The organism is Streptomyces sp. NBC_01591, assembly GCF_035918155.1.
Taxonomy (GTDB): Bacteria; Actinomycetota; Actinomycetes; order Streptomycetales; family Streptomycetaceae; genus Streptomyces.
Genome location: NZ_CP109327.1, coordinates 7,496,405 through 7,522,704 on the forward strand (window position 1 = coordinate 7,496,405; position 26,300 = coordinate 7,522,704).

Annotated in this window: 22 protein-coding genes and 5 pseudogenes; 17 read left to right on the forward strand and 10 right to left on the reverse strand. The window is 70.7% G+C overall.

Annotated features, from left to right (window positions below):
- Positions 1-2: 2 nt before the first annotated feature.
- A complete protein-coding gene (locus OG978_RS34770; protein WP_326769022.1) occupies positions 3-956 on the forward strand; it encodes an SRPBCC family protein in 954 nt (317 codons plus the stop codon).
- Between the two features lie 141 nt (positions 957-1,097).
- Here the strand turns inward: OG978_RS34770 and ku are convergent, their stop codons facing one another.
- Together ku and OG978_RS34780 are read right to left on the reverse strand one after the other, a co-directional pair.
- Entirely contained in the window at positions 1,098-1,949 is an 852-nt protein-coding gene (gene ku / locus OG978_RS34775; RefSeq protein ID WP_326769023.1) for a non-homologous end joining protein Ku, read from the reverse strand.
- Between the two features lie 44 nt (positions 1,950-1,993).
- Positions 1,994-2,770: a class I SAM-dependent methyltransferase gene (locus OG978_RS34780; protein WP_326769024.1), complete on the reverse strand. Its 777-nt coding sequence runs from the start codon at positions 2,768-2,770 to the stop codon at positions 1,994-1,996.
- Between the two features lie 101 nt (positions 2,771-2,871).
- On the opposite strand from OG978_RS34780, the pseudogene OG978_RS34785 reads away from it, so the two are divergent.
- The 4 genes and pseudogenes from OG978_RS34785 to OG978_RS34795 all read left to right on the forward strand — a co-directional run.
- A pseudogene (locus OG978_RS34785) lies at positions 2,872-3,660 on the forward strand (helix-turn-helix domain-containing protein); the annotation flags it as partial.
- Positions 3,661-3,866: 206 nt separating this feature from the next.
- On the forward strand, positions 3,867-4,511 hold the full coding sequence (locus OG978_RS34790; RefSeq protein WP_326769025.1) for an SMI1/KNR4 family protein: 645 nt from the start codon (positions 3,867-3,869) through the stop codon (positions 4,509-4,511).
- Between the two features lie 70 nt (positions 4,512-4,581).
- Positions 4,582-4,725 (forward strand): annotated as a pseudogene (locus OG978_RS48415) (IS110 family transposase); the annotation flags it as partial.
- 292 nt (positions 4,726-5,017) lie between these two features.
- The gene (locus tag OG978_RS34795) at positions 5,018-5,500 is read left to right on the forward strand and encodes a DUF6924 domain-containing protein (RefSeq protein WP_326769026.1); all 483 of its coding nucleotides are present in this window, start codon (positions 5,018-5,020) and stop codon (positions 5,498-5,500) included.
- A 28-nt stretch (positions 5,501-5,528) separates the two neighbouring features.
- Here OG978_RS34795 and OG978_RS34800 read toward each other — a convergent pair whose 3' ends face one another.
- Positions 5,529-6,182 carry a DUF6262 family protein gene (locus OG978_RS34800; RefSeq protein ID WP_326769027.1) on the reverse strand — a complete coding sequence of 218 codons (654 nt, stop codon included), beginning with the start codon at positions 6,180-6,182 and terminating at the stop codon, positions 5,529-5,531.
- Positions 6,183-6,320: 138 nt separating this feature from the next.
- Positions 6,321-6,886 (reverse strand): annotated as a pseudogene (locus OG978_RS34805) (hemerythrin domain-containing protein).
- A gap of 361 nt (positions 6,887-7,247) precedes the next feature.
- Between OG978_RS34805 and OG978_RS34810 the strand changes: the two are divergent.
- On the forward strand, positions 7,248-7,490 hold the full coding sequence (locus OG978_RS34810; protein ID WP_326769028.1) for a hypothetical protein: 243 nt from the start codon (positions 7,248-7,250) through the stop codon (positions 7,488-7,490).
- 75 nt (positions 7,491-7,565) lie between these two features.
- Here the strand turns inward: OG978_RS34810 and OG978_RS34815 are convergent.
- A pseudogene (locus tag OG978_RS34815) lies at positions 7,566-7,850 on the reverse strand (CBS domain-containing protein); the annotation flags it as partial.
- Positions 7,851-7,856: 6 nt separating this feature from the next.
- Positions 7,857-8,210 carry a DUF6204 family protein gene (locus OG978_RS34820; RefSeq protein WP_326769029.1) on the reverse strand — a complete coding sequence of 118 codons (354 nt, stop codon included), beginning with the start codon at positions 8,208-8,210 and terminating at the stop codon, positions 7,857-7,859.
- A gap of 254 nt (positions 8,211-8,464) precedes the next feature.
- Here OG978_RS34820 and OG978_RS34825 point away from each other — a divergent pair, with 254 nt between their 5' ends.
- The gene (locus OG978_RS34825) at positions 8,465-10,435 is read left to right on the forward strand and encodes a DUF5107 domain-containing protein (RefSeq protein ID WP_326769030.1); all 1,971 of its coding nucleotides are present in this window, start codon (positions 8,465-8,467) and stop codon (positions 10,433-10,435) included.
- Between the two features lie 28 nt (positions 10,436-10,463).
- Here OG978_RS34825 and OG978_RS34830 read toward each other — a convergent pair whose 3' ends face one another.
- Positions 10,464-10,823 carry a VOC family protein gene (locus tag OG978_RS34830; protein ID WP_326769031.1) on the reverse strand — a complete coding sequence of 120 codons (360 nt, stop codon included), beginning with the start codon at positions 10,821-10,823 and terminating at the stop codon, positions 10,464-10,466.
- 61 nt (positions 10,824-10,884) lie between these two features.
- Positions 10,885-11,694, reverse strand: a complete 810-nt coding sequence (locus tag OG978_RS34835; protein ID WP_326769032.1) for a methyltransferase domain-containing protein — start codon at positions 11,692-11,694, stop codon at positions 10,885-10,887.
- Between the two features lie 159 nt (positions 11,695-11,853).
- Here OG978_RS34835 and OG978_RS34840 point away from each other — a divergent pair.
- From OG978_RS34840 to OG978_RS34855, 4 genes and pseudogenes are all read left to right on the forward strand, one after another.
- A pseudogene (locus OG978_RS34840) lies at positions 11,854-12,439 on the forward strand (TIGR03086 family metal-binding protein).
- Between the two features lie 77 nt (positions 12,440-12,516).
- Positions 12,517-13,368, forward strand: a complete 852-nt coding sequence (locus OG978_RS34845; protein ID WP_326769033.1) for an SMP-30/gluconolactonase/LRE family protein — start codon at positions 12,517-12,519, stop codon at positions 13,366-13,368.
- A 132-nt stretch (positions 13,369-13,500) separates the two neighbouring features.
- Positions 13,501-14,760: an aminotransferase class I/II-fold pyridoxal phosphate-dependent enzyme gene (locus OG978_RS34850; RefSeq protein WP_326769034.1), complete on the forward strand. Its 1,260-nt coding sequence runs from the start codon at positions 13,501-13,503 to the stop codon at positions 14,758-14,760.
- A 25-nt stretch (positions 14,761-14,785) separates the two neighbouring features.
- Complete coding sequence (locus OG978_RS34855; protein ID WP_326769035.1) at positions 14,786-15,844, forward strand: MBL fold metallo-hydrolase; 1,059 nt, start codon at positions 14,786-14,788, stop codon at positions 15,842-15,844.
- Here OG978_RS34855 and OG978_RS34860 read toward each other — a convergent pair.
- Positions 15,834-16,454, reverse strand: coding sequence for a DedA family protein (locus OG978_RS34860; RefSeq protein ID WP_326769036.1), 621 nt, complete (start codon positions 16,452-16,454; stop codon positions 15,834-15,836). The two genes, OG978_RS34855 and OG978_RS34860, sit on opposite strands and share 11 nt — an antisense overlap.
- Entirely contained in the window at positions 16,451-17,233 is a 783-nt protein-coding gene (locus tag OG978_RS34865) for an MBL fold metallo-hydrolase (RefSeq protein ID WP_326769037.1), read from the reverse strand. The genes OG978_RS34860 and OG978_RS34865 overlap by 4 nt, the downstream gene beginning before the upstream one ends.
- A gap of 177 nt (positions 17,234-17,410) precedes the next feature.
- On the opposite strand from OG978_RS34865, the gene OG978_RS34870 reads away from it, so the two are divergent.
- The 6 genes from OG978_RS34870 (at position 17,411) to secD (ending at position 26,206) form a co-directional block, all read left to right on the forward strand.
- On the forward strand, positions 17,411-17,824 hold the full coding sequence (locus OG978_RS34870) for a hypothetical protein (protein WP_326769038.1): 414 nt from the start codon (positions 17,411-17,413) through the stop codon (positions 17,822-17,824).
- A gap of 90 nt (positions 17,825-17,914) precedes the next feature.
- Positions 17,915-20,014, forward strand: a complete 2,100-nt coding sequence (locus OG978_RS34875) for a phage holin family protein (protein WP_326769039.1) — start codon at positions 17,915-17,917, stop codon at positions 20,012-20,014.
- A 27-nt stretch (positions 20,015-20,041) separates the two neighbouring features.
- Entirely contained in the window at positions 20,042-22,150 is a 2,109-nt protein-coding gene (ligA, locus tag OG978_RS34880) for an NAD-dependent DNA ligase LigA (protein WP_326769040.1), read from the forward strand.
- A gap of 157 nt (positions 22,151-22,307) precedes the next feature.
- Positions 22,308-23,141, forward strand: coding sequence for a rod shape-determining protein (locus OG978_RS34885; protein ID WP_326769041.1), 834 nt, complete (start codon positions 22,308-22,310; stop codon positions 23,139-23,141).
- A 29-nt stretch (positions 23,142-23,170) separates the two neighbouring features.
- Positions 23,171-23,773: a hypothetical protein gene (locus OG978_RS34890; RefSeq protein ID WP_326769042.1), complete on the forward strand. Its 603-nt coding sequence runs from the start codon at positions 23,171-23,173 to the stop codon at positions 23,771-23,773.
- Between the two features lie 30 nt (positions 23,774-23,803).
- Positions 23,804-26,206: a protein translocase subunit SecD gene (gene secD, locus OG978_RS34895; protein ID WP_326769043.1), complete on the forward strand. Its 2,403-nt coding sequence runs from the start codon at positions 23,804-23,806 to the stop codon at positions 26,204-26,206.
- Positions 26,207-26,300 lie beyond the last annotated feature (94 nt).

The window sequence follows — 26,300 nt, forward strand, 5'->3', positions numbered from 1 at the left end:
TCATGGCCAGGACGGAAATTGACCAGCCCGCAGTGGAAGAGTCAGGTGCGGATCGGCTTCGTGAAGAGCTGTCCAACTTCCTCACTGCGCAGGTGGAGAGACTCGCCGAGAAGGCGGGCGACAAACTGACCGACGTCACGGAGCAGCTTGCCGATGTAGCCGAGAGCGGATCGCTTCCCGCAATCGGCTCCCGCATCCTCCAGGGCGACTCCCCCCTGCAGGCATTCGTCGGGGAGAAAGCCAAGGGCCTCAAGGACAACGTCGTGCGGAACGTCAAGGAAGCGTTCGGCGGTGGAAAGGGGAAACGCAAGTCGAGCGGCGGCAAAGTCATGAACATCATGGAGGTTCTCGATGTGGGAGTGCCCCTGCGCGTCGCGTACGACCACTGGACGCAGTACGACCAGTTCAGCAGCTTCGCGAAGGGCGTTCGCGACGTCTCGAAGGACAACGAGATGGCCAGTGATTGGAAGGTCAAAGTCGGTCCTTCCTCGCGCAGCTTCAAAGCGACTGTCCAGGAACAGATTCCCGACGACCGCATCGTTTGGACCTCCGAGGGAGCCAAGGGAACTACCCGCGGTGCGGTCAGCTTCCATGAGCTGGCACCCAGCCTGACTCGAATTGTCCTGGTCGTGGAGTACTACCCGTCCGGGTTCTTCGAGAAGACGGGCAACCTGTGGCGCGCCCAAGGACGCCGAATGCGACTCGACTTCAAACACTTTCAGCGATACGTCACCCTCGCCCAGGAGGAGCCCGAAGGCTGGCGCGGCGAAATTCGGGACGGTGAAGTCGTCGTGTCTCACGAAGACGCCGTGGAAGAAGAGGCCGCCGAGCAGGAGGACGCAGAAGGTGAGGAGCCCGAGGACGAGGACTACGAGGACGAGCAGGGCGCCGACTACGAGGATGAAGAGGAGGAAGGCGAATACGAGGACGAGGACGTAACCCCCTCCAGGAAGTAAAGAGGACAGAGACGAGACGCCGTGACTGACGTCGACTCTCAGGCAGGGGGCCCACCCCGTCTCGGGGCCGCAGACCACCACGACGCGGCTGGAGGGCCGAGGGGCGCCCAAGCGGTGGGCAACCATTCCCTGGCGAGCGCGTCAATGAGCTCTTGACGGCTCATCTTGGAGCGGCCCGCGATGTCCTGCCCGGCAGCCTGCTGGTACACCTCCGACTTGCTCAACTGCCGAAGCTCGCTCTTGTCCCCGCCCCGGCCGAGGGCTGAAGCCGTCGCGCGGGCTGCCTTCGGTGGGGCCTTCTTGGCGGCGGTCTTCCTCTTCGCCTGCGGCTGTCGCATCTTGCGGGCGGATGTCTTCTTCTGCCGCGGCTCGGTCGGCTCCTGGTCTCTGGCACCCTGGGCCTGGTCGAGGCTGCCCTGCAGGAGTGCCATCAGGTCGACGACGTTGGTGGCCTGCGGCGCCTCCTCCACCGCCGCGATCTCCTGGCCCTCGGCCTTCGCCCGCACCAGCGCCTGCACCTTCTCCTGGTATGTGTCGTGATACCGGGACGGGTCCCTCGGCACGCAGCGCGGTGAGGTACTGCTTGCCGCGCATCACGAACGTGGCGATGCCGACTTTGCCCGCCTCCGCCAGCGCCGCCCGCAGCAGCTTGTAGACCTTGGTGTACTCCTTGCCGTGAGGGGCGACGTAGTATGTACGGTCGAAGTAGACCGGCTCGATGTCGCGCAGGTCGACGAAGTCGCTGATGCCGATGGTCTGCGAGTGGCCCGGCGCGATCTCGTCCAATTCGTCGGGCTCGACGAGGACGAACTCGCCTTCGGCCACCTCGAAGCCCTTGACGATTTCCTCGGCCGGCACTTCCTTGCCGGTGCCTTCGTGGACCCGCCGGTTGCGGACCCGGTCGGCACTGCCGCGCTGCAGCTGGTGGAAGTGGACCGTGTGGTCCCCGACCGCGGTGTACAGGCTGACCGGCACGCTTATCCAGTGCCGCATCAAGCAACGTTTGCCCGAGCGGCCTGGCGGTGTGGGCGGGCGCGCTATGTACGGGTGGCCTCGAAGGTCCACACGTCGTCTGCGGCTTTTGGCGCGGCACCTGCTCGGTAGCCGCCGTGGACGGTGACGTTGGTGAAGCCCGTCTGGTGCAGCATGGTGGTGAACTCGCCCAGCCCGAACCACAGCAGGGAGAAGATCTGGAGCTCGGTGCGTGTCAACGTGCCGTCCTTCCAGGCTTCGTAGCGCAACCAGCGGGTGGTGCGCTGGGCTACCGGGTCCACGTGCGTGCGCCAGGTGGTGAGGGTGAGCAGATCGCTGCCGCTCCAGTGGTGGGGGAACGTTCCGGTATCGGGAGTTGTGCCCGCGGACGGCGGTTCGATGTCGACGATCAGCCGGCCTGCTGGAGTCAGGTTGTTGTGCATGGCGGTGAGCGCGGTCTGTGCGCTGTCACGGTCGGGAAGCAGGGCGAAGGAGCCGGTGGGGATCACAATCGCTTCGAAGGCGCCGGGGTCGTGGTGCGTGGTCATGTCGCCCTCGAACACGTCGGCTTTCAAGCCTCGCTGGGCACAGTTGGTGCGGCACTGTTCCAGCATGGAGGCCGAGGTGTCGTAGCCGCGCACGGCCAGTCCCTGTTCGAGCAGGGGGATCAGGATTCGGCCGGTGCCCACGGCGGGTTCCAGGACGGGGCCGGACACGTCCCGAAGGCGGTCAGCGTAGAACTCGACGTCTCCGAACGAGGTGCCAACAGGCTTGTCGAGTTCGTAGAACAGGGTTGCCAGCGGTCCGTAGTGCCAGGCGGGGCTGTCGAATCCGGTGTCCATGCGTTCCTTTGGTGATATTTCAGGTCAACAAGAGCGCTCTGTCTATTATCTTGTGGACATATTGCTATGGCGCCGCCCATGAAACCAGTGAATATGCGGGCATGGCCGCACCGGTGCGTTTGCGTGGGATTGATGACGATGGAGGGCGGAGGCTGCTGCGGATCATCCGCAGGGGTAGTGGGTCGGTGGTGACGTGGCGCCGGGCCCAGATGGTGTTGCTGTCCGCGCAGGGTATGCCGGTGGCGCGGGTCGCCGAGGTGTCGTTCACCAGCGATGACCGGGTCCGGGATGTCATCCACAACTTCAACGCCGACGGCTTTGAGTCGCTGTATCCGAAGTACTCCGGCGGCCGGCCGAAGAGGTTCACGCTGCCCGAGCGGCGCGAGATCGCGAAGTCCAAGCCGACCGAGCGCGACCTTACCCTTTCGACCTGGAGCCTGACCAAGTTGGCGGACTTCCTGGTCGCCGATGGGGTGGTCGACGACATCAGCCACGAGGGCCTGCGCATTCCGCTCCGCGAGGAAGGCGTCTCGTTTCAACGGCTGAAGACCTGGAAGACCTCCCGTGACCCCGATTACGCGGCCAAGACAGCGCGCGTCGAGCACCTGTATGCGACCGCCGACGGAGAGGTCATACCCGAGGGCGGTGAGCCCGGCGTCGTCTTCTGTATGGACGAGTTCGGTCCGCTCAATCTGATGCCCCATCCTGGCCGGCAGTGGGCCGAGCCTGGCGGCAGGCGCAAGAGACCCGACCACGAACCGCGACGACGGCGGCGGGCGACCTACAATCGCTACGGCGCCGTCCGGCACCTGTTCGCCGCACTCGACCTGGCTAAGGACAAGCTCTACGGCCACATCAAACCGATCAAGCGACGGACCCAGTTCCTGGAGAAGCGACGCGGCGCCTTCCTGACCTGCACGCACTCCAGCCACCGCCCTTCTGGCCTGCGGGTTAGCGGTCGGCGGCTGTCGTCGCCTGTCATCGTTTGAGTCCCCTCGCACGGCCCAGAGACGGCCCCAGTCGGATGTATCGGGGTCACGGCCACCGTCCGGCTGTTCCCCGGGGGTGTCAGCACCAGGTGGCAGGATGCCGTGCCATGACCGCACCGATCAGTGAGTCGTGGACGCGAATCGAGAACTGGCTGGCCGAGCATGCGCCAGCGACCTACGCTGCGCTGGCGCCGCCCGCGGATCCGGCGGACATTGCCGCAGTCGAACGCGTCATCGGCCGGCCGCTGCTGAAGCCCTTGGTGATGTCGCTGCTGCGGCACGACGGTCTCCTCGATCAGCGGGGCTCGCTGCTGCCAGGGTTCTACAGACCGATGAGCGCACGCGAGATAGCGGCTGCGTGGCAACTTTTCACCGGCTTCTACGACAAGCGCACGGCGGATGAGGAAGGAGGGGAGGTGGACTACGACTTCATGAAGATCGGGGCCAGCAGCGTCCTGTACGGACATCCGCAGTTGATCCCCATTGCGCGGGATGTCGGCGGGGGTTGCCTCGTACTGGACCACCGTCCCGAGATCGACCGGGGGCGCGTCCACGAAGCCGAGGCCGCGGAAGGCCTTATGCGCGGATCACACGAGATGTGGACGTCCCTGCCCGTGCTCATGGAGGTGATCGCCACGTCTCTCGAGACCTACCAGCCCCTCAACGACTACACGCCGGTAGTGGACGAGGAGCAGAGGCTGTACTGGGACTTCATACCGCTGCGCAGTGACCGGACCCTGCATCGGTCATGACGTAGCAGCGGGCAGTGAGGTCGGTGGACTCTCAATGGCCGAGTTGAACGGGCGGGGCGCCGCCCATCGGCCTGGCGCCAGAGCCCACTACGACCGCCGCCGAGAAGCCGGCGCCCGGCACACCGCCGCCCAGAGGAACCTCTTCAACCGCTTCCTGGGCTGCCTCCACCACTGCCTCACCCGAAGTATCGACTACGACGAATCAACAGTCTTTCCCACCCACACCGAACCCGTTCTCGCTGAGGCGGCTCGACAGATCAACCACATCGGATGTCTGGCGAAACGACCACACCGCCGACGAACGGCTACGCCAGGTCGTCAACAGGGCGAACACTGCCTGATGCGGCACTAGATCTGGCGACCATTTGCGCAGGTCAGGAGCCTTCCCTTTGAGTAGGGACGTAAGGTCAGTGGCGTCAACAATGAGGGTCAAGGCGGCGTGCGAAGGTGCTTTCGGTGGCTCGTGAGACAGCCGGACCCATGCCGGGCACTGTGGGAGGGGATGCATGAAAGCGCTGCCTGAGATTCTAGGGCGTGACGAATTCGATGCCCTGATCATCCGGACCGACTATGGGGACGAGGCCGCATGGCAGGCGGTGGTCGCGGACCTGGCTCAGCCGTGGGGAGACGACGGCGAGTTTGAGCCCTCTGTTCACCTCGTCGACAATCCTGCCTGGGCCGATCTCACGTCTGATGAGGTCCTCAACGAGGCGAGGAGGGACGAGAACCTGAGCGTTGTGTTCCTCGCCGACCGGGTCACGATGCAGTCTGCTCATCGCGCGCTGCTCGCCCTCGACATTACCGAGGAGGAAGAGCTCGACCCGGTGTACTACCAGGAGCTCATCGACTCCCGGCTGCCCCGAGAGTTCCGGACCGTCCCGGCCGGCGTCCACGACGTGCACGCAAATTTGTCGATCGCCAACGTGGACTTCGCGGAGTTCGCCGAGGCAGCCTTCGCCGATCCCGACCGCATCTACCGGTCCTTCTGAACCAGCTACTGCCGGTTCTCGTCCCGGATCATCTGCCGCAGCCGGTGCGGGCCGAGGCCAGGTCCCGGTCCCGTTCATTGACGTAGTCGGCGAGCGGACGGAACTGGGCCAGGCCGTGTTCGAGCCTCCTGTTGACCGCCGTGAGTTCGGTGATCCGCTCGGTCAGCTTTCGGTTGCTGATCTGATCGAGTTGATGTCCGAGCTGCTGCCGCATAGCGATCCGAAGCTGATCGCGTTCCGCGCGGAGTTCTTTGATCTCCTTGCGAGCCATGGCCAGGTCGGCGTGCAGGCCGGCGGGCCTTTCCCTGCGGCCTTGGGCAGCTGCGGAGACGGGAGCCTGTCCCTGCCGCTGGATGGCCGCCTGGACGTGCTCGCGTACGCCCTCGGCATAGACGAGCCAGGTCGACACTTTCGCAGCGCGAGCGACGGCGGCGATGGAGATCGGCTCACCGTCGTCCAGCATGAGCCGGATGGTGTCGAGCACGCGCTGGCGTTTGAGGAGGCTGGTCCTCCGCCGGGATTCAGCGAGGACTTCCGCGGGGGTTCGGGCAGCCATCTCACGTCCGTTCTTGGAGACGACGGTCAAGGGGAGGAGCTTGTGGTCGCCGTCGGCTCGGACCCGGCGGAGGAACGCGGCGGCCTCCTCCAACTCGGCCCGTTCGTCCTTGGGCAGGGCTGCCATCCGTTCGCGCATCTTCGCCGCGACGTCATCGTAGGAGGTGCGTGATCTTTTCGGGTGCAGGCATCCGATGCTCTTTCCAGTGAACGAATCGTTCGGGGGTCTGCTTGCCGGGCGAGGCGTCGATTGGCCGTGCCGGGGTCAGGTCTTGCGGCCGGTCAGCAGGTCGCGCACGCGGTCGACGAGGCCTGCGCCGGGCGCGAGCAGCTTGTTGGCGGGTGGAGTGTTAGGGAGGGAGGGAGGGAGGGGTGCGGGCGGGTGGGGGCGGTTTCCTTGGCCCGGCGGATGAACTGTCCCAGTCGGTCCAGTTCCTGGGGTGAACAGGAGGCCGCGAGTTTCGGGAAAAGCTCGTTCTCCTCCTCGCGTAGGTGGGCAGCGACCTCGAATTTCAGTTTCGCGACGATGTCGTTGAACTGTGGATCGTCGGCTTTCAGGTCTTCGAGGTCCTCCAGCGTCCGCTCGACCTCGGCGTGATCGGCGAGTTCCTCGTCCGCCAGCACCGCAGCGTTGCTGACGTGCTCTCGTACGGCGGGGTAGAAGTGCATCTCCTCGGACACCGAGTGCCGCACCAGTTCCGCCGTCAGCCGGTCCGCCAGTTCCCGCCGCTGCGGACGGCCGACGGGCTGCGCTTCGATCTGCGCGAACAGCTCCTCCACCTCACGGTGGTCAGCCATGAGTTCCTCAATCGCATTGCCGCCGTGTCCCATGGCAGTCCCTTTCTCGGCTTCGGTGTCCCGCAGTGCGGGGTGCGGTCACCCAGCCAACAGGTCTGGGGCGGAGAACCTGTGCCACCACGACAGACCCGCCACTCACCTCCCCGGCCCAGCCACGCAGCGGACCTCGCACGTGCCTGGGGGCGTGGATCACATATGGGACTGCCCTTAACCGAGACTTATCGGGACCCGAGCGTGGGCGCGAGGCTGCTGTGTGAGTGATTCCGGCAGAACGGTCGGTCGCAGTCCGCGCGCTGCCGGAGGATCGGTGCGGTCTTTCGCTAATGTCCGGGGCGCCGCGTCTTCGCGTGCAGGTGCCCCACTTCATCGATTCCGGCAGCAAGGAATGATCACCATGGCCGTGTGCGAGGTCTGCCACAACGACTACGAGCTGGCGTTCGAGGTGCGTGCCGCGGGAGGAGCGGTCCACATCTTCGACAGCATCGAGTGCGCTGCCCAGAAGATCGCCCCGATCTGTGTCAACTGCCAGTGCCGCATCCTCGGCCACGGCATGCAAGCCGACGGCCAGTTCTTCTGCTGTGCACACTGCGCGCGTGAGAAAGGTTTGTCCCAGTCCCAGCTCGTGGATCACGCCTGAACCCCTCGGCCCGGTCGCCGGACCACCCTGCGGGGGGAACACCCTTCTCTGCGTGCGGTGCGGCTGCCCGGTCGGTCAGCCGGCGGACAGCGCTTCGAGGAGGTCGCCCACGACCGGATCAGGCAGTGCCCGGGCGACATCGGCCTGGGCGACCGTCCCGACCAGCACATGACCGTCGATGACCGGCAGTCGACGCACCTTGTGTTCGCTCATCGTGCGGAGAATCTCCGACGCGTCGTCGTCCGCGCCGATCGTGACGGCTTCACCCTGTGCCAGCTCGCCGGCCTTGATCTCGGCGGGGTCCTTGTCCGCCGCGAGCACCTTGACCACGATGTCGCGGTCGGTGAGTACGTCATCGGTGCGCGGTCACGCCGCCCCTGACGTCCGCCGACCCTTGTAGTTGATCTTCATGGTGTCCATGTCCGTCACCGTGGACCGCAGTGCGCCATGGCCGTACCCCTGCTCGTCCAGGAACGTCTCCGCCCGGTCCTCGGCGATCGCGCCCGCCATCTCCTCGCCGTCCTCGGCGTCGGAGACGACCATGTACCGGAAGCTGAAGTGCTTGAGCACACGGTCGTACGCGAGCGATCCCTCCTCGGTGAACTGCATCGCGCTCAGGCCGTGTCCGTCCACCTCGGACAGCAGCCGGGCACGGGCGGCGTCCGTCAGGCCGTCCCAGGTGCCGCGCACGATCACTCGGTAGGTGTGCTGCGTGCTCATCGTGTTCCGCTCCGCGTTCCGTTCGGGCGTGCCGCATCGGCAACCGCTCGTGATCCGTCGAGGGCCAAGATTACGGCGGTACGGACGCAACGCATCCGAATTACGGGCGGGACGGGAGACAGGCCCCGGGCCGCCCTCGCGGTCTTTGCCGAAGTCTGACGGCGACGCCCCTGGCCGGGGCGTCGCCCAGCGTGTTCCATGGTCATCGGGGGCGCCCGGACCTGCGGCGGCCCGTGCGAGGGAGCGAGGTTGTCTTGGCCACGACCGTACGACGTGCCGTACTGACTCTGCCCGCCGCGCCACTGGGCCCGGAGAATCCGCTGCCCGCGCTGCGGCCGCTCGACGAGATGCATGTGGTCGACGAACGTGACCGGGCCACACTGCCACGCGACATGGCACGCCAGATCGGATTTGAGCCACTGGCCACTGTGCTGCCGGTGCGCATCCTCGACGGATACGGGCGCGAGCGCACCCCCGCCGGACTCGACGCGATCGTCATCGAGAACGACCGGCTGCGGGCCACCGTCCTGCCCGGCCTCGGCGGCCGCATCCACTCCCTCCACCACAAGCCGACCGGCCGCGAACTCCTCTACCGCAACCCCGTTCTGCAGCCCGCCGACTTCGCGCTCAACGGCGCCTGGTTCTCCGGCGGCATCGAATGGAACATCGGCGCCACGGGTCACACCACACTGTCCTGCGCCCCGCTCCACGCGGCCCGCGTGCCCGCGCCCGACGGGGGCGAGATGGTCCGCCTCTGGGAGTGGGAGCGGCTGCGCGACCTGCCGTTCCAGGTGGACCTGTGGCTGCCCGAGGACTCCGACTTCCTGCACGTCGGCGTGCGGATCCGTAATCCGCACGAACACACCGCACCCGTGTACTGGTGGTCCAACATCGCCGTGCCCGAAGGCGAACGCACCCGCGTCCTGGCCCCCGCCGACGAGGCATGGCACTTCGGGTACGAACGGACCCTGACCCGGGTCCCGGTACCCGTGACCGGCTCCGTCGACCGTACGTACCCGCTGCGCGGCGACTTCCCCGCCGACTACTTCTACGAGGTGCCCGACGGGGCCCGCCGCTGGATAGCCTCGCTCGACGAGGACGGCCACGGGCTCGTCCAGACGTCGACCGATCTGCTGCGCGGCCGCAAGCTGTTCCTCTGGGGAAGCGGCGCGGGCGGCCGGCGCTGGCAGCAGTGGCTCACTGAGCCCGGCACCGTCGGGTACGCCGAGATCCAGGCCGGACTCGCCCGCACCCAGCTGGAGCACGTCCCCCTCGAACCGGGTGCCGAGTTCAGCTGGCTGGAGTCGTACGGGCCGCTGTCCGCGGACCCCCTCGTCGTGCACGGCGAGGACTGGGCGGCGGCCCGCGCCGAGACCGAACAACGGCTCGCCGAGGTGCTGCCGCGCGCCGATGTCGAGGCCGCCCACGCCGCCTGGCGCCCCTGCGCCGACACCGAACCGGGTGAGTCGCTCGCCACCGGCTCGGGCTGGGGCGCGCTCGAGGTCAGGCGGGGCAAGTACGAGCTTCCCGGTACTCCGTTCGCCGACTCCACTCTCGGTGAACAGCAGGAACCTTGGCTGGAGTTGCTGGATCAGGGCACCTTTTCCGAGCCGCGCCGGGTGGCCCCGCCCGGCCCCTCACTGGTCTCCCCGCACTGGCGAGACATGCTGGAGACGGCCCCTGCCGAACCCCTCACCGAGTACCACCTGGGCGTCGCCCAGTGGCATGCCGGTGACCGTGCCCAGGCGGTCCGCAGCTGGGAGCGCGGACTGGTACTCGCCCCGTCCCGCTGGCCGCTGCTGCGGTGCCTCGCCGTCGCCGCCGAGGAGGGCCGCCAGTGGGACCGGGCCGCGGATCTCTACGGCGAGGCGTTCGACGACCTGTGCGCGGAACGCCGCGACGACGGCGAGGCCTGGACGGCGGCCACCGCGGCGCTGGGCCGGGAGGCGGTGGAGGCGCTGCTGACGGCCGGGCGCCCCGCAGCGGCCCGAGCGGTATGGGCCGCGCTTCCTCCGGTGGTCCGGCAGCGCGGCCGCTTCCGCCTGCTGGAGGCCCGGCTGCTGATCGCCGAGGGCGACCGGGTTGCCGCCCGGGCCGTCTTCGACGAGGGCTTCGAGGTCGCGGATCTGCGCGAGGGTGCGGAGATCCTGGACGAGGTGTGGGCCCGGCTCACGGACGAGCCGCTGCCCGACATGTACAACTACCGGATGCGCCCCAAGCGTTGACGAGGCGGCACTGATGCCTGTCCGGCCCTCACCGGCCGGACGGCAGGGTCCGGTCGACGTACTCGAAGACCGAGCCGTCCGGGTGCACGGCGATCAGATTGCGGCCGACCGGCGTCGGTACCGGCCCCGCGAGGATCCGGGCACCGACGCGGGTGAGGGAGGCGTGCGCGTCGCCGGCGTCCTTGACCGCGATCGTCGCCGTCACCTTGCGCAGGATCTCCAGCTCCGGCTCCGGTCCGCTCATCAGGAGGAAGCAGCTGATCGCGGCGACCGAGACCCCGCCGCGCTCGAAACGGAGCGCCGAACTGCCCGTGAGGTCCTCGTAGAAGGCCACCGCGGCCTCCAGGTCGTCGACGCAGATACGCAGCGTTGTTCCCAGAATGTCCATGCGCACAAGGGTAGTTGGCGGCACATCGGCGCGTGATCGATTCGGGGGAGGGGCGGCGCGCTCAGGCCCGGCAGAGCACCTCGCCGTGCGGGACCATGAACCAGGCGTCGTCCCGCGTGCCCCACTCGCGCCACGCGGCGGCGATCTCAGCCAGATCCTCGGTGCTCGCACGGCCGCCCTCGACGGCGATCTTCGCGTACACCGAACCGACCGTGCGGTCCGCCCACAGGCCGCTCCACCAGGCCCTGCTCTCCGGGGTGGCGAAACACCAGCTGGCGGCGGTCGGGGTGATGTCGGTGAAGCCGGCCCGGCGGGCCCAGGAGAGCAGCCGGCGGCCCGCGTCCGGCTCGCCGCCGTTGGCGCGGGCGACCCGGCGGTACAGATCCAGCCAGTTGTCCAGGCCGGGTACCTCCGGGTACCAGGTCATCGCCGCGTAGTCGCTGTCGCGGGCAGCGACGATGCCGCCGGGGCGGCAGACGCGCCGCATCTCGCGCAGCGCCTGCACCGGGTCGCCCACGTGCTGGAGCACCTGGTGGGCATGGACGACGTTGAAGGAGTCGTCGGGAAAGTCCAGGGCGTGCACATCGGCGGTGGCGAACTCGACGTTGTCCAGCCCGCGTTCGGCCGCGACGCCGGCCGCTTGGGACAGGATCTCCTCGGCGGTGTCGACGGCGGTCACCCGGCCGGGAGCGACCAGCGCGGCCAGATCCGCGGTGATGGTGCCGGGGCCGCAACCGACGTCCAGCACGGTCAGGCCGGGGCGGAGCTCGTCGATCAGGTAGGCCGCGGAGTTGGCGGCGGTGCGCCAGCGGTGCGAGCGCAGCACCGACTCGTGGTGGCCGTGGGTGTAGACGGCGGTCTCCTTCGGCATGGCCGTGAATCCTCTCTCGGAACGCGACTGGAAACGCGAGCCGCGAAGCGGTGATCGGTACGGCCACCGTACGCCGCAGTGTCGAATTATGAGATACGCGTCTTGCTATATGGAAGGCGCGCACTCGCGCCCCGGCTCCGGGCCGGGGAGAGTGGACGCATGGCATCTGTCTCCGTAAGCGAACTCCTCGACCGCCACGGCGAGGCGCTCCAGCTCTTCACCGACCGGGTGCACGCGGTGCGCGAGGACCAGTGGTCCGCGCCGACGCCGTGCACCGAGTGGACCGTCCGAGACCTGGTCGCCCATCTCACCTCCGAGCAGCTCTGGGTGGTTGCCGCTGGTCACCGAGGGCCGCACCGTCGCCGATGTCGGTGACGCCTTCGACGGTGATGTGCTGGGCGACGACCCCGTGGCCGTGTGGGACCGGGCGGCGGACGGGGCGCGCAGGGCATTCGAGGCGCCGGGCGCCCTGGAACGGACGGTGAACCTGTCGTACGGGGACAGCGTCGCCGCCGCCTACTGCGCGCAGATGGTGGCCGACGCCGTGGTGCACGCCTGGGACCTGTCCCGGGCGATCGGTGCGGACGAGCGGCTGCCCGCCCGGCTGGTCGAGTTCACGCGCGGTGAGGTCGGGCCGTACGCGAAGGATCTCTCGCAGAGCGGCCTGTTCGCCGCGCCCGTCGAGACCGCGCCGGACGCCGACCCGCAGGCCCGATTGCTCGCGCTGCTCGGCCGAAAGGCCTGAGGTCACCCGGGGGCCTGCGGCATTGCCGGGCCAAATGCCCCGCGATTACTCTGTGCTCGACACCACGAGAGGCAGAAGTGAACGCACCGCACCTGGACGTGGCCGTACAAGAGCAGGCCGAGCTCGGCGAGGGCCCGACCTGGGATCAGGCCACCGGCCAGCTGATCTGGGTCGACATCGTCTCCGCCCGCGTGCACACCTACGACCCGGTGAGCGGCCGCCGTACGGTGATGGCGACCGAACAGCACGTCGGTGCCGCCAAGCCGCGCGCCGGTGGCGGACTCGTGGTCAATCTGCGCGACGGCATCGGCCTGTACGACGCCGACGGCGCCTTCCGCTGGCTGGCCCACGACCCGGAGCCGGGCCGACGCGGCAACGACGCGGCGGTCGCACCGGACGGGGCGCTGTGGGCGGGCACCATGCGCTACGACGGAGCCGCGGACGGAGGCAGCCTGACCCGCATCGCGGCCGACGGCGCGGTGACCACGGTGCTGCCCGTCGTGGCGTGCGGCAACGGCATCGGGTGGAGCCCGGACGGGCTGCTGATGTACTTCATCGACACACCCACGCGCCGTATCGACGTCTTCGACTTCGACGGGGAACGCGCCGTCAACCGGCGCCCGTTCGCCACCGTGGAGGAGGGCGCGGGATTCCCCGACGGACTGACGGTCGACGCCGACGGGGCCGTCTGGGTCGCCCTCTGGGACGGCGCCGCGGTGCGCCGGTACACGGCAGACGGCGCCCTGGACCGGATCGTCCGGCTCCCGGTGCGGCGCCCGACCGCCTGCGCCTTCGGCGGCAGCGACCTGAACGACCTCTACATCTCCACCGCCCGCACCGGGCTCGCCGCCCCGCACCCGCTGTCCGGTTCGCTGCTGGTGCTGCCGGACGCGGGGCGCGGAATGCCCGGGACGGCCTTCGCGGGCTGACCCCGCCTCACCCGATGGAAACCGCCCGCCTGCCGCTCCGTCGGCGGGCGCGGTCGGTCGAACCCTCGTATAAAGGGCCCTGAGTGCGAGACGGCGCGACAGGGTGACGGGGCGACGGCGAAGGAGGCCCGGATGGCGCGGCAGCGGACCGAGCGGACCGGACAGGCACAGCGCGGCGCGCGCTCCGTACGCGAGGACCGCGGCCCTGTCCGGTACGGGCCGCCCGCCCCCGATCCCGGTCTGCCCGTGCTGCCCGAACTGGCCGAGGTGCTCGCCTCGGCGGCGGGCCGCAGTGAACCCGAACCGACCGGTGGCGGCGACGCCCTGCGCGAGGCCGCGACCGCCTACTGGGAGCGGCGCGGACTGCACGGCAGCCCGGAGCACCTCGCCGCGGCCCCGGGTGCCTCGCCGCTGCTGCTCGCCCTGATCGCCGCGCACGGCGGCGACGTGCTCATGCCGCGCCCCTGCACCGCCACCTGGATTCCGCAGGCCCGGCTGCTCGGCAGGCCCGCCTACCATGTGCCGACCCCGGCCGAGTGCGGTGGCGTGCCCGATCCGTACGCGCTCCTGGAGACCGTCCGCAGGGTGCGCGCCGAGGGCGGCAGGCCCCGGCTGCTGCTGATCTCCGTCGTCGACGACCCGACCGCCACTGTCGCCCCGCCGGAGCTGGTGCGCGAGGCGTGCGAGGCGGCCGTCGCCGAGGGGCTGCACGTGGTCAGCGACGAGACCTGGCGCGACACCCTGCACCGGCCGCACGACACGGTCCTGCTCAGCCCGGCCGAGATGTGCCCCGACGATGTCACGGTCGTCTGCGATCTCGCCGGTGCGCTGACCCCGTCCTCCTGGCCGGTCGCGGTCGCCCGGTTCCCGGACACCGAACGGGCGGCGGTGCGCCACGCCCGTACGCTCGACATCCTCACCGCGCTCGGCGCCCTCGTCGCGGGGCCGGTCGCCATGGCCGCCGCCCATGCGCTGCGCGAACCGGACTCCGTGACGGACCGGGTCCGCCGGGCTGCCGCGCTCCAGGCACAGATCGCCGCCGCGGCCCACCGCGCGGTCCTGGCCTCCGGCGCGCTGGCCAGGCCCCCGCAGGCGGGCCGGCATCTCTACGCCGATCTCGGCCCGCTGAGATCCCGGCTGGCGGGCCGCGGCGTCACGGACTCGCTGGAGCTTGAGGAGTACCTGACGGAACGTCTCGGCGCGCCGACGCCGGGCGGGCACCGGTTCGGCGACGAACTGGGGGCGCTGCGCGTACGGCTGGGCACCGGGACGCTGCTCGGGTCGACCCCGGAACAGCAGCTGGCGTCCCTCACCGCTGTGGCGCCCCTGGAATTGCCGCATGTGGCCGAAGCCCTGAGCATTTTCGGAACGGCCCTCGATGAACTCCGATGAGGAACTGCGAGACGGGAGTCTCTCGATGACGGAACAGACCGAGCGCTCCCGCACCGGGACCGCGCAGCCGCACCAGGCAGCCTGCGGCCGGATCGTCGAACCACGTCCGCTCGGCGAGGTCCGGGTCTGGCCGAAGAGCTTTGCGGACCGGCTCACCGCGCCCCTCCCGAGTGTCATGAGCATGTCCCGGCTGGCCCGCGAGCACGCCCTTCGGCCCAATGCGGAAGGACTGCGCGGCATCCACCGGCTCCCCTACGCCCCCGAACCCCTGCCGGACACCCCTGCGGGCAGCACGTCCGTCACCTGGGCCGGGCACGCCAGCTGGATCATCCGCACCGGCGGGCTGACCGTCCTCACCGACCCCGTCTGGTCCCGCCGCATCCTCGGGACCCCGGCCAGGATCACCCCGGTCGGTGTCCGCTGGGAGGACCTCCCGTCCGTGGACGCCGTCGTCATCAGCCACAACCACTACGACCACCTCGACGCCCCCACCCTGCGCCGACTGCCCAAGGACACCCCGCTCTTCGTCCCCGCCGGGCTCGGCAGCTGGTGCCGCCGTCGCCGCTTCACCCGCGTCACCGAACTCGACTGGTGGGAATCGGCCGAGCTCGACGGGGTCCGCTTCGACTTCGTACCGGCCCACCACTGGTCCAAGCGGACCCTCACCGACACCTGCCGCTCGCTGTGGGGCGGCTGGATCATCGGCGCCCCCGGCCCCGGCGCGCAGCGGATCCACTTCGCCGGGGACACCGGGTACGGGCACTGGTTCGGCGAGATCGGCAGCCGGTACCCCGGGATCGACCTGACCCTCCTGCCGATCGGGGCGTACGAACCGCGCTGGTGGCTCGGTGACGTACACACCGACCCCGAGGAGGCCGTGCAGGCGTACGAGGATCTCGGCGCCCGTGCGATGGCGCCGATGCACTGGGCCACCTTCCTGCTCTCGGCGGAACCCGTACTCGAACCGCTGACCCGGCTGCGCACCGCCTGGCAACGGGCCGGACACCCCCGGACACGGCTCTGGGACCTGCCGATCGGCGCCTCGCGCGTACTGGAGCCGGCGCCCCGCACGATCAGTGGCTGAACCGTGCCCGCGTCCTCCGCCACACCGCGGGCGCCCCGCTGATCAGCAGCGTCAGGCCCACCGCCGCGACCACCCCCTGCCACGGCTCGGGGAAGAGCGAACCGCCCAGAACGCCGATCAGCTGGTACGTCGCCGCCCACGCCAGACACGCCGGCACATCGCCACGGGCGAACCGGCGCAGCGGCATCCGGCCCAGCAGGCAGGCCAGCATCACCGGAATCCGCCCGGCGGGCACCAGCCTGGACAGCACCAGCACCACCGCACCGTGCTCGTCCAGCTTCTGCTGGGCCTGCGCCAGCCGCTCCGGAGCGGCCCGGTCACTGATCGCCCGCAGCCACTTCGAACCGTTCTTCGACCGCACCCCGCGCTGCCCGAGCCAGTACAGGCAGATGTCACCGAGGAACGCCGCTGTCGAGGCCACCGCGAAGACGATCAGCAGCGAGAACGACGACGACTGATGCAGCGCCACCACCGCGGCCGAACTCACCAGCGCACCCGTCGGCACCACCGGCACCAGCGCGCCCAGCGCCACCAGCAGGAACAGGGACGGATAGCCGACCGCCTGCTGCGTCGACTCCGGGGGCAGCTGCCCCACGACCTGCTGGATCACCTGGCGGCCTCCGGCCGCACGTGTTCGCCGTGGGACAGTAGGTGCACGGCCACCTCCGGCGCCAGCAGCGCCGCCTTGCGGACGAACTCGTCACCCGGGGAGTGGAACTCGTGCGGCCTGACGCCGTCCATGCCGATCGGCCAGTACGTGCCGTAGTGCACCGGCACGGCCGACCGCGGCGCCAGCCGGGTCAGCGCCTGCGCCGCCCGGCCCGCGTCCAGATGACCGTGGCCCAGATACGGGCCCCAGCCGCCCACCGGCAACAGCGCCACGTCCACCGGACCGACATCCTGCGCCATGTCGTCGAAGAGCCCCGTGTCACCGGCGAAATACGTCCTTGCCTCGCCCTCGACCACGAAGCCGAGCGCGGGGGAGCGATGCGGGCCCATCGGCAGCCGCCTGCCGTCGTGCATCGCCCGAACCGCCCGTACCCGCACATCACCGACCCGGACCTCGTCGCCCGGGGCCACCTCGGTGATCCGCAGCCCGCGCACCGAGCACAGCACCCGCAGCCCCGGCACGGAGCGCATCGCGCCCATCGGCACGATCAGCCTGCTGCCGGGGGCGAGCCTGGCCAGGGACGGCAGATGCAGATGGTCGGAGTGCAGATGCGAGACGAGCACGACATCGGCGACCGTCGCCTCGGGACCGGGCAGCTCACCGCGGCGGCGGCGCAGATGCGCGAAGCGCCGCACGAAGAGCGGATCGGTCAGCACCCGGACCCCGGAGTCCTCGATGGTGCAGGTGGCATGACCCCACCAGGTGACTTCCACCGGCACGCGACGCCTCCTCGTTCCCGGGCTCCTCGGTTCCGGCCCCGGCATCGAGCCTAAGGCAGGGGCGCGCAGGTGGTCCGTGCCCGCGCTCCGCACTCCCGCCGTCCCGGCGCGCGCGCCTTCTTGCGCGGGGGTACCGGAGGGTAGGGTCGCCGGTACGCCTAGGACGGGGGAACGGCCATGGGGGACGTGACGGACGTACGGGTGGCGGCCATCGCCAGCCTCACACCGCTCGAAGAGCTCGACAGCGATCCGTTCCTCGTGGACACCCGCAGCCAGCACGACATGTGCGCCCGCTGGGCCGCGGACAAGGGATACGTCGTCACCCGGCAGCTGCGGCTCTACGGACTGCGCCCCGACCACCACGCCCTGTGGACCGATGTCGACAGCGGCGACGTGGAGCTGTTCGTCGCCGCCAACGACCGCGTGCTGGCACGGGCGCTCACCTCGGTTCCGGAGTTCGAGGCGGAGTGCGAGCGGCGCGGCGTGCGCCTGGAGCTCGCGGGGCTGGACGAGCCGCCGTACAACGCCCGCACGAAAGCGAGCGTGCACCGCAGGCTCTCCATGCCGACCGCCGGTTACGACGGCTGCTGACCAGGCCGTCGGCAGGGGCCCGCGGCCCGCTGTGAAAAGCTGGTGGGCCAGGGCCCGGAACGGCGGGGTCCGGACGTGAGGTGGAACGGCGTGGGTGACGGGCGATGGCGAACAGCCGGCAGCGCCCTGATGCGAGTGGTCGTGGTGTGGGCGGTCTCGACGCTCACGATGCTGGCGCTCGCCGGGATTCTGCCGGACTTCCAGCTCCAGTCGGACGACGGCGACAGCATCACCAAGGTCGCGTTCACCGCGGCCTGGGGCGCCGGCGCGTTCGGTCTGCTCTCCGCACTCGTCTGGCCGGTCGTGGTGAGGGCGCTGCTCATCGTGCCCGCGCTGGTCCTCGGGCTGCTCGTCTTCTTCCTGAACGGCTCGCTGCTGCTGCTCGCCCTGCGGCTCATCCCGGACGGGCGCGGCGCCGCCGACCCGGAGACGGCCGTCGTCGTCGCGGCCATGATGTCCGCTGTCGCCTCGGCCACCTCCACCGCGCTCGCCGTCCGCGACGACAACGCCTACCGGCGCAGACTCTCCCGGCTGGCCGTCCGCCGCCGACGCCGCACCGGCACGGACAGCGGGCGCAGCGGACCGCCGGGCACCGTCTTCATCCAGCTCGACGGCGTCGGCCACGACGTGCTCGCCCGCGCCGTCGACGAAGGCCTGATGCCGACCGTCGCGCAGTGGCTGGCGGACAAGGAGGGACACCGGCTCACCCCGTGGCGCACCGACTGGTCCAGCCAGACCGGGGCCAGCCAGCTCGGTATCCTGCACGGCAGCAACCACGACGTCCCCGCCTTCCGCTGGTACGAGAAGGAGACCGGCGACGTCATGGTCTCCAGCAGACCCGCGAGCGCCCTCGAACTCCAGCGCAGGGCCATCGCACGCACCCACGACGGCGGGCTGCTCACGCTGGACGGTGCCAGCCGCGGCAACCTCTTCAGCGGCGGCGCCGACCAGTTGGCGCTCGTCCTGTCCATGGCGGCCCGGTTCGGCAAGGGCCGCCGTTCCAGGGCCGGGTACTTCGCGTACTTCTCCGACCCGGCCAACGCCGTACGCACCGCGTTGTCGTTCGTCGCCGAGGTCTGCCGCGAGATCGGCCAGTCGACCCGGGCACGGATGCGGAAGGTCACGCCCCGGATCAAGCGCGGCGGGCTGTACCCCTTCATCCGGGCCTTCGCGACCGTCGTCGAACGCGATGTGGTGGTCTCCGCCGTCATCGGGGACATGTTCGCCGGCCGCACCGCCGTCTACGCCGACCTGGTCGCCTACGACGAGGTGGCGCACCACTCCGGGCCGGACAGCCGCGACGCGGAGAAGGTGCTCGCGCGCCTGGACCGCTCGCTCGCCCTGATCGTCAAGGTCGCCGAACACACCCCGCGTACTTACCGGATCGTGCTGCTCTCCGACCATGGACAGAGTCCCGGCGAAACCTTCGCGGGGGCGTACGGGCTGACCCTCAAGGACCTGGTGCGGGCCGGCTGCGGACTGCCCGTGCCCCGACGGGCGCAGCGCACCCGCAGCGGCTCGGAGGCGCGTGACGCGGTACGGACCGCCCTGCACCGGCCGGTCGGCGAGAGCGCGGCGGAACCTCTCGCGAAGCCGTTCGACCCCGTGGTCCTCGCCTCCGGGAACCTCGGCCTGATCTCCTTCCCCGACATCGACGGACGTGCCTCGCGCGAACAGCTCGACCGCAGCCACCCCGCCCTGCTCGGCACCCTCGCCAACCACCCCGGCATCGGCTTCCTGCTGGTCCGCAGCGAGCGGCGGGGATCGGTGGTGCTGGGCCGCGGCGGGACGGAGATCCCGGTGGCGGAGCTGGCGGACGGGGAAGGGCCGCTGGCCCCGTTCGGCCCCGGAGCGGCCGCGGCGGTGCGGCGGACCGACACCTTCCCGCACGTCGCCGACATCATGGTCAACTCGATGTACGACGGTGCCACGGGCTGTGTGCACGCCTTCGAGGAACAGATCGGCTCGCACGGCGGCCTGGGCGGCGAGCAGGCCCGGCCGTTCCTGCTGTGGCCGGCCGATCTGTCCGCGCCGGTGGCACCGGACACGGAGCTGGTGGGCGCCGAACAGGTGCACGAGGTGCTGCGGCGCTGGCTGCGGGAGTGTTCGGGCCCGCAGATTCCCCTGTCGGCGCCGGGCGCGGCGGAGGGCGCCGACGAGGCGGACGGAACGGCTCAGGCAGCCGGCTGAGGGCCGTTGTCAGTGGTGGGCGGCAGGATGGTGGCCATGACGAACTCAGCTGTTGTGCTCGCCGATACCGCCGCCTACGCCGCAGCGGTCGAAGAAGCGTCGCGGGCCGCCGCCGCGTACTACGCCACGGGCGAGAGCACGCTCGACGACGATGCCTACGACCGGCTGGTGCGGGGGATCGCCGCATACGAGCAGGAGCACCCGCAGGAGGTGCTGGACGCCTCCCCGACCGGCAAGGTGGCGGGCGGCGCCGCGAGCGGGGACGTGCCGCACACGGTTCCGATGCTGTCCCTGGACAATGTCTTCTCGGCCGAACAGTTCGTCACCTGGACGGCGTCGCTGGAGCGCCGGATAGGCCGGCCCGTCGCGGCCTGGAGCGTGGAGCCGAAGCTCGACGGACTGGCCGTCGCGGCGCGCTACCGGGCGGGCCGCCTGGAGCAGCTGATCACCCGGGGCGACGGCACCGCGGGCGAGGACGTCTCGCATGCGATCGGCACCGTGGTGGGCCTGCCCGAGCAGCTCGCCGAACCGGTGACGATCGAGATGCGCGGCGAGATCCTCATGACGACCGAGCAGTTCGAACAGGCCAACGCCGTGCGCACCGAACACGGCGGCGCCCCCTTCGCCAACCCGAGGAACGGCGCGGCGGGCACCCTCCGCGCCAAGGACCGCGCGTACACGGTGGAGATGACATTCTTCGCCTACGGCGCCCTGCCGCTGCCCGACTCCGGCGAGCTGACCGACACCCTCGCCGAACTCCCGCACAGCGAGGTCCTCGGGTATGCCGCCCGGCTCGGCGTGCACACCGCGGCGGACACGGACGTGGCGCCGCGCACCGTCACCACCGTGGAGGAGGTGCAGAGCCGGGTCGAGGAAGTCGCGGCGCTGCGCGCCTCGTTGCCGTTCGGTATCGACGGCATCGTGATCAAGGCCGATCTCGCGGCCGACCAGCGCGAGGCCGGTTCCGGGAGCAGGGCGCCGCGCTGGGCCATCGCGTACAAGCTCCCGGCCGTCGAGAAGGTCACCCGCCTGCTCGGCGTCGAATGGAACGTGGGCCGGACCGGCATCATCGCGCCGCGCGCCGTGCTGGAGCCGGTCGAGATCGACGGCTCGACCGTCAGCTATGCGACGCTGCACAACCCCGCCGACATCACCCGCCGCGATCTGCGCCTGGGCGACCGCGTGATGGTCTACAAGGCGGGCGACATCATCCCCCGGATCGAGGCCCCCGTCGCCCATCTGAGGACCGGTGACGAGAAGCCCATCGAGTTCCCCGAGGCATGCCCGCAGTGCGGCTCCGAGATAGACACCAGCGAGCAGCGCTGGCGCTGTGTCCGGGGCCGCGACTGCCGGCTCGTCGCCTCCATCTCCTACGCGGCGGGCCGCGACCAGCTCGACATCGAGGGCCTGGGCGGGACCCGCGTCGTCCAGCTCGTCGACGCCGGTCTGGTGGCCGACTTCGCCGACCTGTTCACCCTCGACCGCGAGCAGTTGCTGGGCCTGGAGCGGATGGGCGAGACCAGCACCGACAACCTCCTGGCCGCCATCGAAACGGCCCGGACCCAGCCGCTCTCCCGGGTCTTCTGCGCGCTGGGAGTACGTGGCACCGGCCGCTCCATGTCACGGCGCATCGCCCGGTACTTCGCGGACATGGACCGGATCAGGGCAGCCGACGCCGAGGAGCTCCAGCGGGTCGACGGCATCGGCAAGGAGAAGGCCGCGGGCGTCGTAGCGGAGCTGGTGGAACTGGCCCCGCTGATCGAGAAGCTGGTGGCCGCCGGGGTCAACATGACGGAGCCCGGTGCGACGCCGCCGCCCGCGCCGGGGGAGGAGAGCGCGGATGCGGCCGCCGCTCCGGACGGGGACGGCGCCGGTCTGCCGCTGGCAGGGATGACCGTGGTGGTCACCGGCGCCATGACCGGCGTGCTGGAGAAGCTCTCCCGGAACGAGATGAACGAGCTGATAGAGCGGGCCGGCGGGAAGTCCTCGTCCAGCGTCTCGAAGCGCACCTCGCTCCTGGTCGCCGGGGAGAAGGCCGGATCCAAGCGCACCAAGGCGGAGGACCTCGGCGTCCGGATCGCCGCGCCGGACGAGTTCGCCGGACTGGTAGCCGTGTTCCTGCCGTCGGAGGTGTGACGCACGGCGGGGACAGGCCCCGCGGTCGAGCCCTTGGATTTTGCCTGGGAGTGGCTTTCTTTGCCTCCCTATTGCATAGTGAGGGCTCGGCCATGCCTCGCTATCAGCGGGTTCATGGGTGGTGTGCGTGGCTGCGGTCGCAGGCCGGGGAGGGGCGATGCGTTCTCTGCACGAGGGACGACCTCTCGGCCCGTCCGTCCGCCGGGGCGACCTGGACCACCGAGGTGTCACCCGTGGCCTCGCCCTGGATCTCGGCAGCTCCCGTACCCGCGTCTGGGTACCCGGACACGGTGTCATGGCCGATACCGACGTCTGTGACGACTCGAGTACGGAAACCGGGTACGGGCGCCCGGTGCGGCGGGGCCGCATCGTCGACCCCGAGTCCTGCGGCCGGCTGCTCGGCCGTATCGCCGACACGGCACTGGGCGCGGACCGCACCGGGACCGTGATCGTCCTCAGCCATCCCGTCCTCGCCGGGGCCAGGCACCGCGCCGCGGCGGAGGAACTCATCGCCGCTCTGGGGCCGACGACCGTCATCGCCCTCGACAGCGCGAGGGCCGCCGCCGCATGCGCCGGACCGCGGGCCGGCGGCCCGCTGCTCGTCGTCGACATCGGCGCCGAACTGACCGAGGCGACGGTGCTCGTCGACGGGCAGGTCCGCGACGCCCGCCAGGCCGAGACGGGGCTGGGCGACCTCGACCCGGCACAGCCGCCCACCGCCGTCGTCCGCACCGTCCTGGACATGATCATGGAGATGTGGAAGCAGGACCGGCACGGCGCCGTCCTCGGGGCCCTGCGCAAGGGCCCGTTGCTCACCGGGGGCGGTGCCGCCCGCCCCGACATCACCAACCGGATCGCGGTCCGCCTCGGCGTTCCGGTACGTCTCGCCGACGACCCGGCGACCGCCGTCGTACGCGGCGCCGGCCTGGTCCTCAGCTCCGTACTCCGCCGGGCCGACGCGGCACCGGCCCTGACCGGCCGAACCGGGTGACCCCCCTCCCGGGGCCGCCCCCGGGGAATGTGCCCCCGAGGGCCTGTCCGGCGGATCATGGCCCGAGGGCACGGCCGGGCGCCCCGGCACATCGCGGCACCGCGCAGGCGGCCCGGCTGCTCCTCGCCGCACTCCTGCTCGCCGTCCTCACCGTCGTCGGCAGCACCCCCGCGGCCGCCGGATCCGTACTCCCCGCCCGGCCGTTCGCCGGGGTGCCGCCCTCCGCCGCGTACTCACCCGGCGCCCACCAGCCCACCCCGCACACCGACCGGACCGCCCGCACGGGCACCGTCCACGACACCCGGCGCACCCGCACGGCCACGGCGACCGACCACGACCGGTACCGGCCGCAGACCGCACCCCCGCCCCAGCCCCGGGCCGGCAGCGACCAGGCCCGCACCGCACACCACCTCCCGCCGCCCGGCCCGGACCTCCTGCTGACCGGCGTGCCTGGCATCCCCGCACCGGACCGGGCCCACCGGCCGGTCCCCGCCGCACCCCCTCGTGCCACCAACCGCTCCCGCGTCGCGCTCCCTGGCGTACGCGGGCCTCCGTGGACGGCCGTTCACCGGCCACCGGTCCTGCCACCGGTCCCGTCCCGCAGAACCGCCGTCCCGTCCTCGCCGAGGTGAGGGCGCCCGGCGCCCCCTCGGAGGAAACCCATGACTCGCGCCACCACGGTGCGAGCGGTTCTGGCTGCGGCCGTACTGCTCGTCTCCGTGCTCATCACGCTGACCATGTCACCCAGACTCGGCCTCGACCTTCAGGGCGGCACCAGAATGGTGCTCCAGGCCAAGGACTCGGACACCGCGAAGGCGGACCGGGAGAGCACCGACCGCACCGTGGAGGTGCTCCGCCAGCGCATCGACTCACTCGGCGTCGCCGAACCCACGCTGACCCGCTCCGGCGAGGACCGGATCATCGTCGAACTCCCGGACGTCCAGGACCCGCGCAAGGCCGCCGAAGTCATCGGCAGAACCGCCCAGCTCAGCTTCCACGCCGTCCAGGGCCAGGGCACGCAGACGCAGGAGAAGCCCGGCGGGTCCGGCACGCAGACCGAGGAGAAGCCCGGCGGGTCCGGCACGCAGACCGAGGAGAAGCCCGGCGGGTCCGGCACGCAGAACGGCGAGAAGTCCGGCAATGGGCCGACGCTCCCCGACGAACAGGGCCGCGCCCTCGACCTCGGCCCGGCCAGGCTCTCCGGCGCGGGCGTCAAGGACGCCACCGCCGCGTTCGACGCCCAGCAGGGCGCCGGCTGGACCGTCTCCCTCGACTTCCACAAGGAGGCGGGCCGGGACTGGACCCGGCTGACCGGCGAAGCCGCCTGCCACCCGGTCCAGGACGACCGGCGCCGCGTCGCCATCGTCCTCGACGAGCAGATCATCTCCTCGCCGCAGGTCTCCCCGTCGGTCGGCTGCAACGCCGGCCTGCCCTCCGGCTCCACCCAGATCACCGGATCGTTCAGCGCGGACGAGGCCCGCGAACTGGCCCTGCTGATCAAGGGCGGCGCCCTGCCGCTCCCCGTCGAGATCGTCGAGCAGCGGACCGTGGGACCGACACTCGGCGCCGCCGCCATCGACGCCAGCGCCCGTGCCGCCCTCATCGGCGCCGCGGCCACCGCGCTCTTCATCACCGTCGTGTACCGGCTCTTCGGCGCACTGGCCGCCGTCGCGCTCGCCGCGTACGGACTGATCTCCTACGCGGCGCTGGTCGCCCTCGGCGTCACCCTCACCCTTCCGGGCCTCGCCGGATTCGTCCTGGCCATCGGGATGGCGGTCGACGCCAACGTGCTGGTCTTCGAGCGGGCCAGGGAGGAGCACACACAACATCCGGGCCGATCGCTGCGCGCCTCGCTGACCGCCGGATTCCGTGGTGCCTGGAGTGCCGTCGCCGACTCCAATGTGACGACACTGATCGCGGCCGGACTGCTCTTCGTCCTCGGCTCGGGACCGGTGAAGGGCTTCGGTGTCACGCTCGCCATCGGTGTGCTCGCCTCCATGTTCTCCGCGCTCGTCATCGCCCGCGCACTCACCGAGATCGCCGCGGGCTCCCGGTTCGTCAGCGACTACCGGGGCGTCAACGGCATCTCCGGCCCCGGCCGGGTGCGCACCTGGCTGACCCGCCGCGACCCCCAGTTGATGCGGTCCCCGCGCCGCTGGCTGCTGATCTCCGCGGCACTGGTCGCCGTCGCCGTCCTCGGCATCGTCGTACGCGGCGTCAACCTGGGCGTCGAATTCACCGGCGGGCGACTCGTCGAGTACTCGACCAGCCGGCCCGTCGACGTGGAGCAGGCCCGCACCGCCCTGGCCGGCGCGGGCTTCGCCGACGCCGAGGTCACCACGGCGGGCGCGGGCGACCTCTCCGTACGGACCGGAAAGCTCGACAACGACGGCGAACACGCCCTGCGCGCCGCCCTCGCGGAGGAGGGCGGCGAGACCACCAAGGTCCGCGACGAGCTCATCGGTCCCAGCCTCGGCGACGAACTCCGGCGCAACGCCCTGATCGCGCTCGGCATCGCCGTCCTCGTCCAGCTGGCGTATCTGGCGATCAGGTTCCGCTGGACGTTCGCGGTGGGCTCGGTCGCGGCGCTGGTCCACGACGTCATCATCCTGGTCGGCGCCTTCGCCTGGCTGGGGCGCACCGTCGACGGCATCTTCCTGGCCGCACTCCTCACCGTCATCGGATACTCCGTCAACGACTCGGTGGTGGTCTTCGACCGGGTGCGGGAACTGTGGGCGAAGGCCCGTCGCGCACCCGTCGCCGAGGTCGCCAACCGGGCCGTCATGCAGACCGTCCCGAGAACGCTCAACACCGGAATGGGCGCCCTCTTCATCCTCACCGCACTCGCCGTGCTGGGCGGTGACTCCCTCGCGGACTTCGCGCTCGCCCTGCTGATCGGCATCTGCGTCGGCACGTACTCCTCGGTGATGACCGCCGTCCCGGCGGCGCTCGTCCTGGAACGGAGCAGCAAGGCCCCGCCGCCCGCCCGCAAACGGGCTCCCGGAAGGCGGTCCGGTACGAGAACGGCGCGTCGGGATCCGCTCGACAACGGAGCACGCGTGTAGCGACCGGTGCTCCTCCCGGCAGGGCGTGCCGGGAGGAGCACCGTGCGTCGGTCGTGGTGTTCCGTGGGTCCGGGGCGCTCGCTCCGAGGCACCC

Coding starts and splice junctions, on each gene's coding strand:
- OG978_RS34770 (WP_326769022.1), top strand. CDS start 3: ATGGCCAGGACGGAAATTGACCAGCCCGCAGTGGAAGAGTCAGGTGCG.
- ku (WP_326769023.1), bottom strand. CDS start 1,949: ATGCGGCACTGGATAAGCGTGCCGGTCAGCCTGTACACCGCGGTCGGG.
- OG978_RS34780 (WP_326769024.1), bottom strand. CDS start 2,770: ATGGACACCGGATTCGACAGCCCCGCCTGGCACTACGGACCGCTGGCA.
- OG978_RS34790 (WP_326769025.1), top strand. CDS start 3,867: ATGACCGCACCGATCAGTGAGTCGTGGACGCGAATCGAGAACTGGCTG.
- OG978_RS34795 (WP_326769026.1), top strand. CDS start 5,018: ATGAAAGCGCTGCCTGAGATTCTAGGGCGTGACGAATTCGATGCCCTG.
- OG978_RS34800 (WP_326769027.1), bottom strand. CDS start 6,182: ATGGCAGCCCTGCCCAAGGACGAACGGGCCGAGTTGGAGGAGGCCGCC.
- OG978_RS34810 (WP_326769028.1), top strand. CDS start 7,248: ATGGCCGTGTGCGAGGTCTGCCACAACGACTACGAGCTGGCGTTCGAG.
- OG978_RS34820 (WP_326769029.1), bottom strand. CDS start 8,210: ATGAGCACGCAGCACACCTACCGAGTGATCGTGCGCGGCACCTGGGAC.
- OG978_RS34830 (WP_326769031.1), bottom strand. CDS start 10,823: ATGGACATTCTGGGAACAACGCTGCGTATCTGCGTCGACGACCTGGAG.
- OG978_RS34835 (WP_326769032.1), bottom strand. CDS start 11,694: ATGCCGAAGGAGACCGCCGTCTACACCCACGGCCACCACGAGTCGGTG.
- OG978_RS34850 (WP_326769034.1), top strand. CDS start 13,501: ATGGCGCGGCAGCGGACCGAGCGGACCGGACAGGCACAGCGCGGCGCG.
- OG978_RS34855 (WP_326769035.1), top strand. CDS start 14,786: ATGACGGAACAGACCGAGCGCTCCCGCACCGGGACCGCGCAGCCGCAC.
- OG978_RS34870 (WP_326769038.1), top strand. CDS start 17,411: ATGGGGGACGTGACGGACGTACGGGTGGCGGCCATCGCCAGCCTCACA.
- ligA (WP_326769040.1), top strand. CDS start 20,042: ATGGTGGCCATGACGAACTCAGCTGTTGTGCTCGCCGATACCGCCGCC.
- OG978_RS34885 (WP_326769041.1), top strand. CDS start 22,308: ATGCGTTCTCTGCACGAGGGACGACCTCTCGGCCCGTCCGTCCGCCGG.
- secD (WP_326769043.1), top strand. CDS start 23,804: ATGACTCGCGCCACCACGGTGCGAGCGGTTCTGGCTGCGGCCGTACTG.